Source organism: Pseudohaliea sp. (assembly GCF_040217025.1).
Taxonomy (GTDB): Bacteria; Pseudomonadota; Gammaproteobacteria; order Pseudomonadales; family Halieaceae; genus Pseudohaliea.
The window spans coordinates 1,551,884-1,562,894 of record NZ_JAVJOA010000008.1; the positions used below are offsets into that span (position 1 = coordinate 1,551,884).

An 11,011-nucleotide genomic window follows, 5' to 3' on the forward strand; every position below is an offset into this window, starting at 1 on the left:
GGACTTTCATGACAGAAAGCGTGCTATGGTGAGGTGCGAAGTAGCACAACTCAGCGGCGCGGGATAAAGTTACGCACAGGGATAAGACCGCGCCCGGGCCACGGGTACAGGGATAGGGGAAGATGATGAGTCACTGGGTTGCCACTTTCGGTCGCCGCCTCGCGGCATTGGGCTCCATGCTGGTCCTGCTGACCGCCTGCGGCGGCGGGGGCGGCGGCGGTGGCGGCGGGTTCCTTCCCACTGACCCCGGCGGCGACAACACCAGCTACACGCTGCAGCTCGAGGTGGTCGACGCCAACGGCAACCCCACCTCCTCGATCACGACCACCCGGCCGGCGACACTCCGCGTAACGGTGCTCGAGGATACGCCCGGCGGCGACCCGGTGAACGGCGCCGTGGTCGCGGCCGCGGCTGAGTTCACGGTGATCACGCCGGAGAATGGCCAGGCGCTGACCAACGCCGACGGCATCGCAACCTTCCAGCTCGAAGCGGGCACCGTTGTCGGCGCCGACACGGTGACGGTTACCGTAGAGAGCCCTGCCGGTCCCGTAACCCGCAACATCGGCGTGCAGACCGACCTCGCGGGCCTCAACCTCGGCTTCTTTGACGGCACGAACTTCGTCAACGGTCAGATAGGCCTGAGCGCCACGAACCTGGCGTTTGGCGGTTCGTCGGTACTCCGGGTTGCCGTGGTCGACGAGGACGGGCAGACGGCTACCGGTGCCGAGCAGGTCCGGCTCACCAGCGCTTGCTCGCTGAGCGGCCAGGCGACCTTCCGCCCACTGGGCGGCGCCGAGGCCGGCACGGCGACGCTTATCATCGAGACCATCGATGGCCTCGCCAGCGCCGAGTACGTTGCGGGCAGTTGCGAGGGTGATGACGAGATTACCGCGGAGCTGGTGGGAAGCGACGCGACCGCGACCGGCACCGTGACCATCGCCGGCCGCACGGCCAACTACATCGGCTTCTTCAGCGCCGATCCCTCGGAAGGCGAGGAAGGCTCGGGACGGACGATCATTGCCCTGCGCGGCACGGGCGGCCCTGGCCGTCCCGAGGTGGCTACGGTTACCTTCGAGGTGCTGGAATCACCCGTGCTCCTCGGCGAGGGCGATCCCGGCCCCGGTGAGACGGGCTATCTCGACAACCCGGATCGCGTACCCCTCGCCGGCATCAACGTCCAGTTCGCGCTGACCAACGGCCTAGGCGGCATCACGCTGCTCAACAGCAGCGGTGTGACCGACGCCAACGGCCTCGTCGACGTTGAGGTGCGCGCCGGCAACGTGGCCACCTCCACCCTGGTGGTCGCCAGCTTCGAAGCGACCGGCAGCGATGGCAACACGCGCCCGCAGGAGGCCTCCTCCAACCAGATCGTGATCAGCACAGGGCTGCCGGACCAGAACTCCATCAGCCTGTCCTCGGAGTTCTTCCACGTGCCGCGGGCCCGTGACATCGACGGCATCAACGTCACGCTGACCATCCGCATGGCGGACAAGTTCAACAACCCGGTCGCCGATGGCACCAGTGCCGTCTTCACCACCGAGTACGGCACCATCGATTCCTCCTGCCTGACCGGGGTCAGCAACGGCGCCCGCTACCAGTCGGTTATCGGCACCGACACGCCGCTGCGCGGGACCTGCAGCGTGCTCTGGACCAGCCAGGCGCCGCGCTTCCCGGTGTTCAACCGCGACCTGGTGCAGACGACCGAGGACGACGGCAGCTATCTCTGCTCCTCACACACGGGCTCCTTCGGGCCCTGCCCGGATGACCTCGGCGCCATCCGCGGGCTGCGCTCGACGATCCTGGTCACGGCCGTGGGCGAGGAGAGCTTCATCGACGCCAACGGCAACGGACTCTACGACGAGGGCGAAGCCTTCGAGAACCTGCCAGAGGCCTTCATCGACAAGAACGAGGACGGTGTCTACACGCCGGTGGAAGGCCCGCAGTGCGGCCCGCCCAGCTCCACGGCGAACTGTGAAGCCGCCGGCGCCGAAGAAGAGTTCGTGGACTTCAACCAGGACGGCATGTACAGCCTCAATGTGGACCCCAACACCGGCGAAGGCGTTTACAACGGCAGCCTCTGCCCGCCGGAGGGTGACGGCGTTTTCTGCAGCCGCGACCTGCTCAATGTCCGCACCTCCACGGTGCTCGTGCTGACGGCAGCCGCGCAGAACCTGCAGGCGCTCGCGGGCAAGACCCCCGATGATCCGCGTCGCGCAACGAACACGCTGCAGGAAGGTTCCACCTTCGAGATCTACGTGGCTGACCTTTACAACAACGCACCCGGTGCCGGTACGACGCTCACCTTCCGGGCCGACGGCGACTGCAAGATCGTCTTCCCCGAAGACACGGAGGAATACGAGGTCGAAGTGCCCGATCTGAACACCGCACGCGGCGCCTTTACCGTTCCCCTCCGGGTCAACGGTACCGGCGACCCCGCCGGCGGGCGCGTCACCCTCCTCGCGACCGACCCGGAAGGGGCCAACCCCGCACCGGTACGTACCTTTGCCTGCAGCACGGTCTGCTCGGAACGGGAAGATCCGCTGGATCCGTCTTCGGCGTGCCTGGAAGAGCTCTAGGCCAGGGCACCGAAACCTGACACAGGGGCCGCGCCAGGCGCGCGGCCCCTGCTACCCGACGCAGACGACGCGGGGACTCAGTCGATCGACGACAGCCAGTCCAGGGACCCCTCAAGCATCAGCCCGATCCACTCCTTCACGGACGTACCCTGCACCTCGAGGTCGAACTGCGCCTGGATGAAGGTGTGGCTGTTGCCGTCGGCAGCAATGGGAGTGGCGGTGGAGGAGCATAGCTAGTCAAGTTATTGTCGCTATCAGCGTCGCTCTTCGGCAACGGGCGGCAAGAGCGAGGAAAAGGGGACAACGATTGCGCATCGAGTTTTCCCTGCCAGGGTTGTTACGGGCGGCGTCCGCCAGGCGCGGCCGAGGGTCGACAGGACTCACTTGTGCGGTCTTCTCACTGGCGTGCTCCGCGGTGGCCTCGCTCCTCCCCGCGAACCCTGCGCTGGCGTCCGGACCGGAGGCGCCCTTCCCGACCGCTAACCGAAGTCCCTTGCTGCTGCCCGTGGGCCTGCCCGATGCGAGCAGCGCCGTTGTGCTGCCGGCGGGAGCGTTCGAACTGCGCTCGACGCTGGAGATCGCCAATACCAGCCTCTACGAACTCTCTCCCTGTGGAGACGGCTGCTCCCTGGCCCTCGACGGGGAAACTACCCGCCTCGCCCTCGGCGCACGGCGGGGCTTCGGCAACGGCTGGGAGGCCTCCATCACGCTGCCCCTGCTTCGGCATAGCGGCGGTTTCCTCGACAGCGCCATCGAGGGCTGGCACGACGTCTTCGGCCTGCCCAACGGTGACCGGGACAGCTACCCGCAGGACCGGCTGCGCTACCGGTACCGCCCCGACAGCGACGGCGTGGCGATCACGGACACGGTAACCGGGATTGGCGATGCGCAGCTGGGCATCGCCCGCCGGCTGGGCGCGCGCTTCGCCCTCCGCGGCCAGCTGGAACTTCCCAGTGGAGACCCGGACGACCTCACCGGCAGCGGCGGCACGGACCTGGCCCTGAGCCTGCACTTCAGCAGCAACGGCAACGGCGCCAACGCAAACGCAGGCCAGCCCTTATACGCCCATCTATCCGGCGGCGTGCTCCTGCGCGAGGACGGCGACCTCCTCCCCGCCGAGCAGGAAAACTGGGTCGGTTTCGGCTCGGCGACCGTCGGCTGGCGCGCCAGCGAGCACTGGCATTTGAAGGTGCAGCTGGACGCCCACAGCGCGGCCTGGGACAGCCCGCAGGAGGCGCTCGGTGAGCCTTCGGCACAACTGGTCGTGGGGGCCTCGGCGCAGCTTGGCGAAGCCTGGGTAATCGACCTCGCCTTCAGCGAGGATATTGTCGTGGAGCGCTCGCCGGATATCGTTTTCCAGCTGGGTCTCCGCTGGCGCCCGCCTGTCCGTTAAGCTCAGGTACCGTCACAAAAGCTTCATGATCGATCGTTACCGTAGCGGTTTTCCGGGCCCCCGGGGGGTTTCTTGTACTCGCGACCGACCGCCACAGGGACCATGGCGACCCGCGCGGCATGGACGCCGACGCTGCTTGCGGTCGACGATGATCCCGGCATGCGGCTTCTGGCCGAGGCAGCCTTTGATAAGGAGGGCTACGCAGTGCTGCTCGCATCGTCCGGCGAGGAGGCACTGGAACTGCTCCGTGGCCAGCACGTCGATGTGATCCTCCTCGACCTCCTCATGCCCGGCATGGATGGCTTCGAGACCTGCACCCGGATCAAGGCCGATCCGGAACTCGCCCAGGTTCCCATCATTGTTCTCACCGGCCTCGACGATGTCGACGCGGTCGAGGAAGCCTACGCTGCCGGGGCCTGGGACTTTACCGCGAAACCGATCAACTGGCCCATTCTCAAGCACCGTGTGCGCTATGCCCTTCGCGCCTCCCGGGCCTTTGCCGGCGAGCGGCAGGCAGCCCGGCTGAGCCGCACGATCGACAACTCCCATTCAGAGGTCATCACCTACGAACTCGAGACAGGCAGATTACTCAGCGCCAATCGGAGCGCACTGAAAAACCTGGGGTTCAGCGAGGCGGAGCTGGTGGACATGCCCTTCTTCAGCATCGCCCACGGCCCGTCGGGCTCTAACCTGGCAGCAGAGCTGGCCCAGCTGCCCGACCGGGGACAGGTCAACGCGTCGCTCACCCTGCTCCGTCGTGACGGCACCCGCTATCCCGCGGAAGGTATCTTCCTGTTCTCGGGTGAGGAGCAGCCCTACGTCGTCATCGGCATCCTGCAGGATGTGAGCGAACGGCGACGGGTGGAAGCCGAACTGCATCGCCTCGCGCACTACGACGAGCTGACGCAACTGCCGAACCGGCGCCTGCTCAATGAGCACGTGCGCGGTGCGCTGGCGCGTGCAGCGCGCAGCGGCAGCCGTTGCGCGATCTGCCTGCTTGATCTCGATGGCTTCAAGCGGGTCAATGACACGCTCGGTCACAGCGCCGGCGATCGGCTGCTGCAGGAGGTTGCGGAGCGCCTGACAGGGGTCGTCCGCGCCTACGACGTCGTCGCCCGTGACGCGGGAGAGGAGGCTCCACACCTTAGCCAGCTAGCGCGTTTCGGCGGAGACGAGTTCTTCCTCCTGGTCACTGACTTTGCCGACGAAACGGCACCCTCGCGCGTCGCCAGCCGTGTCCTCCAGGAGGTCGCGATGCCCTACGAGATCGGCGGGGCGAACCTGACCATTACCGGTTCGCTCGGGATCGCACTCTATCCCGACGACGGCCGGACACTGGACGAACTCATGATGCGCGCGGACACCGCCATGTACCGCGCCAAGCAGAACGGCAAGAACAACTACGCCTATTACACCCCGGAGTCCGGTGCCAACACGGTGGCGCGGCTGGAGCTGGAGACGGAGCTGCGCGCCGCAATCAGTGAAGGTCAGCTCGTCCTGCACTACCAGCCACAGCTCGACGACCAGCTGCGCGAAGTTGTGGGCGTCGAGGCGCTCGTTCGCTGGCTACATCCGGTGCATGGTTTGCGCGCCCCTGGCAGCTTTATCCCGATTGCCGAGGAAACGGGACTGATACTGCCGATCGGTGATTTCGTGCTCAAGGAGGCTCTGCGGCAGCTTGACGAGTGGCGCCCGCTGCTCGGTGATCACTTCAAGATGTCCGTGAATGTCTCTGCGCTGCAACTGCGCCAGGACGGATTCCAGGCACGCATCAGGGAATTGTTACAGCGATTCCAGTCGCGGAACGACTGCCTCGTGCTGGAGATCACGGAAAGCGCACTGATGACACATGCCGCGTCGCGTCTGCAATGGCTCGAGGAGCTCAAGGCTGTGGGTGTCCAGATCGCCATCGACGATTTCGGTACCGGGTACTCCTCCCTGAGCTACCTGACACGTTTTCCCATCGATTTTCTCAAGGTAGACCAGAGTTTCGTGGCCGACCTGGAGCGGGGGAGCGAGGGCGCTGCGGTGACCCGCGCCGTATTCCGGATGGCTCAGGAGCTCGGTATCCGAATTATTGCTGAAGGTGTGGAGAGCGAGCGCCAGCTGCAGCTGCTTCGCGCCATGGGCCGCTGTACGGTGCAGGGCTGGCTGGTGAGCAAGGCGCGCCCCCCGGCCGAACTGCTCGATTTCGTGCTCGACTACCGCCGGAAAGGACCTTCTCCCGATGCAGAGTAACCAGCCCTGGAGCCGGGGTCCCCGTTGCCTTCTCGTCAGGCTGCGACAGACGTGCCTAGGCTCCGTCCTGGCAGTGTCGTGCAGCGCCGCGTGGAGCTTTCCGGCGACAGAAACGTCCGACCTGCGCCTGTACATCGCTGGCTCCTCTGCGCAGGACCGCCTGATCGAGGGCCTGATGAGGCTTCGCGACGATCTCGAGGATATCCCTGCCCTCTGCGCGGCAGGCACGCTGGACATCTACCAGGGCTCGGCAGGCGGTGCGCGGCAGCGCGTTTTCCTGTGTCGAACCGCAAACGCCATTGCCGGCGTCCCCGCCGGAAAGCGACTCGCGCTGTTCAAAGCCAGCGGTGGCTCCGGTGACGGCGTTGCGCCCCTCCTTGACCATCAGCCGGTGCCGTTCCTGCAGCAAGAGGCTCTGAGTGACGGCTGTGAGGGCAGCAACCGGGTGCTGCCTACCGGGAACCTGTCGGCTTATACGAAACACGTTGGCTGCCAGACAGCGCTGGACCTCGTTGTACCGGACGCCGGTATCTCTGACCTGGAACCAGCGATGTTCGCTTCGAACACAGAAACCCTGGAAGCACACCCGGTGACGCAACTGGTGTGGGGACTCCCCGTGAGCCGGAATTTCCGCAATGCCCTGCAAGCGCTGCAGGGCCTGGTACCGGCAGAGGTGCCCCACGATGATCCCGCTCGGGAAACAGCGGACGCCATGCCAATGCTGAGCAGCGCACAGCTGAGAAGCATATTCGCGGGGGCGGTCGACCGGTGGTCCGTATTCTATGACAGGGACGGGACCCCGATCACCGTATCGGGACTGTTACCGGAGCCCCCCGCGACAAGACGCGACCTGTCGGGCACCCGCCCCGGCGCCTATCGTCCGGACCCGGCGCACGGTGACCGCGTCTACCTGTGTCGTCGCATCGATAGCTCCGGAACCCAGTTGGCCTACGCGATGCATTACCTGCGGCAGGGCTGTACGGAACTGGCAGCCGCATTCGTTGCACCAAACGACGGTAGCGATGAGACCGCGGGCGGCGACACCGGCGCACTGGTCGACCGCGAGGCACCCACGGGTGCCGTACATGCTGGTCGGGGGTCCTCAAACGTACGCCGTTGCCTCGACTACCACGACGATCACAACCGCTGGGCGATCGGTATGCTATCGACCGAGAACGTCGGCAACTATCTCGACGAGGAGTACCGCCATATTCGCATCGACGGCTACGCACCGACGCTCCTCAACGCCCATCGCGGACTCTGGCGCCACCTCTCCACCGCCTCGATCCAATGGCGAGCCGACCGGGATGCCCGTGAAGGCGACGCCAGGCCGGCGATCCTGGCCTACCTCGCGGCCTACCTGGGCCAGCCTGCAGTTCTTAGCAACCTCAACAGGGCGTTTCGCCACCCCTGGGGCCAGGGTGGTTACCTTGGCGCAGTCGACGCAACGGACGATGAAGTCGATGCCCCGGTCACCGGGCGGTACCTCGAAGAGCATCCCGTTTCCGGCGTGAGCTACACCCATGCAGGCGCCCCGCACAGCTGCCTGCCGCCAATGCTGTCCGGGCCGTCCTCGGTCAACCTCGACTAGGCGTTCTCGCCACCGGCAACGGGCGGGCTTGCCGTGCCGGGGACCAGCCCGGCCGACTCCAGCGCGGCAAGGGTCTGCCCATAATTCTCTCGAAGGCCTGCGGCGATACCTGCCAGGGATTCGCCCACCGGGTCTGCGGCACAGTGTTCGGCATCCCGCGCTGCGGCCGAGAGGCGCAGCGCCCCCAGAGTTTGGGCACTCGACTTGATGCTGTGGGCGGACAAGCGCACCGCTTCCCGATCTCCCGCCACACAGGCGCGGTCGATTTCACCCAGCAGCCGGTCCGTCTCGGTGCGAAACAGGCTGACGAAGCGGGCAACCAGCGTGTCGCCCTCTTCCGGCCGAAGGGCGCGCATGCTATCCAGCGCAGAGGCATCGAACACGGGCAGCTCTTCATCAACAGGCGCCGGCAAGACAGCCGCAATCAACTCGGTCGACTCATTCTCGTCCGCGTCGAGGCTCTTGTCGTGCTCCGGTGCCCAACGGGCAATCGTAACCAGGAGTTCTTCCCGCGCCACCGGTTTCGCGAGGTAGGCGTCCATCCCTGAGTCGATGCAGCGCTGCTCGTCTTCATGAAGAGCGTTAGCGGTCAGGGCGATGATGGGGATCCGCGAGGTGCCCTCGGCAACTTCGCGCTCACGGAGACGACGCGTCGCGGTAAAGCCGTCCATGACCGGCATCTGGCAATCCATCAGTACCAGGTCGAAGCCACCCTCCGCCGTGAGCTCGAGCGCCTCAGCACCGTTCTTCGCGACACGGGTTTGGCAGCCAGCGGCCTGGAGCGTGAGCGAGTAGACTTCCTGGTTCACCGGGTTGTCTTCCACCAGCAGGACACGCAGCCCCGCGAGCCGCGGTGGACGCTGCAGTTCCGTCGTGCGCTGCCGGGGGACATCCTCGGGCGCGGGAACATCATGACCGAGCAACTGCAGCAGGCACTCCCGTAGGCGCCCCTGCCGCACCGGCTTGGCGATAAAGGCCGAGAACAGGTGGTCACTGCCCCGCTCCGCGACGTCACGCACCGAGGCGGAGCTCAGCATGACCCGCGGGACATGCGCGAGGGCGCCGTCCGAAGCCATCTTGCGAGCCAGGGTCAGACCATCGACGTCCGGCATGTGCCAGTCGAGAAGCGCAAGATCAAACTGCGCGTCCTCTGCGGCAGCCTCCTGCAGTGCATTCCAGGCTGCGTGAGCACTTTCCACGGTGTACACGTCGATACCCCAGCCCAGCAGCAGCGTGCTGACCGTCTCCCGGTTGGTCGCGTTGTCGTCGACCACGAGCAACTTGTGCCCGCGCAAGGCTTCAAGCTTGGCAGCGGGCTGCGCGCCGTCGGCGACCGGCAACGGCAGTTCGAACCAGAAGGTCGATCCCACGCCGGGCTCGCTCTCAGCGCCGATCGCGCCGTCCATCAGTTCCACGAGCTTGCTGCAGATCACCAGGCCAAGGCCGGTGCCCCCGAACCGCCGGGTTGTGCTGCTGTCTTCCTGGCTGAAAGCCTCGAAAATCGTATCGAGCTTGTCCGGGTTGATACCGATACCGGTGTCGCGGATCTGGAAACGGTAACGCAGCGAAGAAGGAGCTTCCCGGGACTGCACGCGCACGGACACCTCGCCCGACTCGGTGAACTTGATTGCGTTGCCGAGCAGGTTCATGAGGATCTGCCGGAGCCGGACGGAGTCGCCGATGACACGGCGATCCGCCTCGGGGTCGATATGACAAACGATTTCCAGGTCTTTTTCATGAGCCCGGGTCGCCAACAGTTCCACTGTTTCCTCAACGGCGTCGCGGATGGACATATCGGAGACATCGAGGCGTAGTTTCTCCGCTTCCATCTTCGAGAAGTCGAGGATGTCATTGATTACCGCCATCAGCGTTTCGGCGGACTGGTTGATCGTCTCGACAAAGTGGTGCTGTTCCCGGGTCAGGCGCGTCCGCGCAAGGAGATCCAGCATACCCAGAACGCCGTTCATCGGCGTCCGGATCTCATGGCTCATGTGTGCCACAAACTCGCTCTTGGCCCGGCTGGCGGCCTCGGCCGCTTCACGCGCCTCCACGTTTTCCCGCATCGCAGTCTCGAGACGGGAGTTGCTGTCCGCGAGGTCCTTCCTCTGCTGCTCGAGGCTTTTCTGCTTACTGGCGAGTTCGTGATCCCGCTCGTCGATCTGCGTAAGCATGTAGTTGAAGTTATCGATGAGCGAACCAATCTCGTCGTCCTGCTCTTTGCTGGCGCGAACCGAGTAGTCGCCGCTGTCGGCGATGCGTTGTGTTACGGAGACGAGTTGCTGAATCGGCCGGGCGACCAGACGATGCAGGCGCAGGGAAAGAAAGGTTGCCAGGAGGAACGCGCCGCCGACAACCAGCAGCATGATGAGGAGGTCGTTGACGATGCGTTCACGGACGTCCGCGAAATTGGAGCGCACGTGCAGAAATCCCAGCACCTCGTCCTCGTGCCGAACAGGGATGACCGCATTCATTACACGAAAGCCCTGGTAAGCCGTTGTCACGTCACCGGAGGCCATGCTCGCTTCCAGCAATGGCAGAAAGGAGACAGGATCGAGGCTGGCAGCGGGTTCGTCCGGCAGACGGCGAGCCAGCACCGCGCCCTCCCGGGTCAGCAGCTGGGAGGCATCCACACTGGCGTTCTCCTCGAGCGCGCGCAGCGCCTGGCCTGCCAGGCCGGCGTCCTCGAAGATCAATGCCGAGGCATTGCTGGTCGAAAGCGCCTGTGCCGCCGTTAGCAGGTTCTCGCGCTCATTTTCCCGGAGCGAAACACTATGACTGAAGGTCGTGTAGGAAATGACTATCGCCAATGCCAGCCCGAGGGCCAGGAGCGTGACCAGGACGAGCTTGCTGCGAATGGGAAGGGAGGCGAGGAAGGCCATTGCGACACCCGGCTGTGTGCTGCGGCGGGCAGCGATGAAAAGCCTTAACGATATGTCATTTATATGACGGGCTTGTGAACAGGGAGGATTTGTTAACTATTACGCACTATCGCCGAGTTGGGGACCTTGCTGAACAAGCCTTCGGCACTTTGGTTTGTCTGGGTGCCACGCCCGTGAGCTACTTTTTAAGGTTGCGAGCGGTGCTCGCGATCGCTTCCTCCAGGCGGGCGTGGTGCCATACCCATGACCTACTTTGGGTTGCTCGCTCCGCGAGCAATTCCTTCGGAACGCCTTCGGCGCCCCCTCCCCGCACCTTCGGTGCAGGGTCGGTCAC

5 protein-coding genes are annotated in these 11,011 nt (G+C 65.2%); 4 read left to right on the forward strand and 1 reads right to left on the reverse strand.

What is annotated here, in order from left to right:
- Positions 1-122 precede the first annotated feature (122 nt).
- From RKE50_RS11120 to RKE50_RS11135, 4 genes are all read left to right on the forward strand, one after another.
- Complete coding sequence (locus RKE50_RS11120) at positions 123-2,576, forward strand: Ig-like domain-containing protein (RefSeq protein ID WP_350036471.1); 2,454 nt, start codon at positions 123-125, stop codon at positions 2,574-2,576.
- A 415-nt stretch (positions 2,577-2,991) separates the two neighbouring features.
- Positions 2,992-3,969 (forward strand): DUF3187 family protein, encoded by a 978-nt coding sequence (locus RKE50_RS11125; RefSeq protein ID WP_350036472.1) that lies wholly within the window; start codon positions 2,992-2,994, stop codon positions 3,967-3,969.
- 102 nt (positions 3,970-4,071) lie between these two features.
- Positions 4,072-6,207, forward strand: a complete 2,136-nt coding sequence (locus tag RKE50_RS11130; protein ID WP_350036473.1) for a putative bifunctional diguanylate cyclase/phosphodiesterase — start codon at positions 4,072-4,074, stop codon at positions 6,205-6,207.
- Positions 6,208-6,280: 73 nt separating this feature from the next.
- Positions 6,281-7,798: a hypothetical protein gene (locus RKE50_RS11135; RefSeq protein WP_350036474.1), complete on the forward strand. Its 1,518-nt coding sequence runs from the start codon at positions 6,281-6,283 to the stop codon at positions 7,796-7,798.
- On the opposite strand, the gene RKE50_RS11140 is transcribed toward RKE50_RS11135, so the two are convergent.
- Positions 7,795-10,677: a response regulator gene (locus RKE50_RS11140; RefSeq protein ID WP_350036475.1), complete on the reverse strand. Its 2,883-nt coding sequence runs from the start codon at positions 10,675-10,677 to the stop codon at positions 7,795-7,797. The two genes, RKE50_RS11135 and RKE50_RS11140, sit on opposite strands and share 4 nt — an antisense overlap.
- Between the last annotated feature and the right edge of the window lie 334 nt (positions 10,678-11,011).

Bases quoted from the DNA above. Each gene is read 5' to 3' on its own strand.
- RKE50_RS11120 (WP_350036471.1), top strand. From the start codon at position 123: ATGATGAGTCACTGGGTTGCCACTTTCGGTCGCCGCCTCGCGGCATTG.
- RKE50_RS11130 (WP_350036473.1), top strand. From the start codon at position 4,072: ATGGCGACCCGCGCGGCATGGACGCCGACGCTGCTTGCGGTCGACGAT.
- RKE50_RS11140 (WP_350036475.1), bottom strand. From the start codon at position 10,677: ATGGCCTTCCTCGCCTCCCTTCCCATTCGCAGCAAGCTCGTCCTGGTC.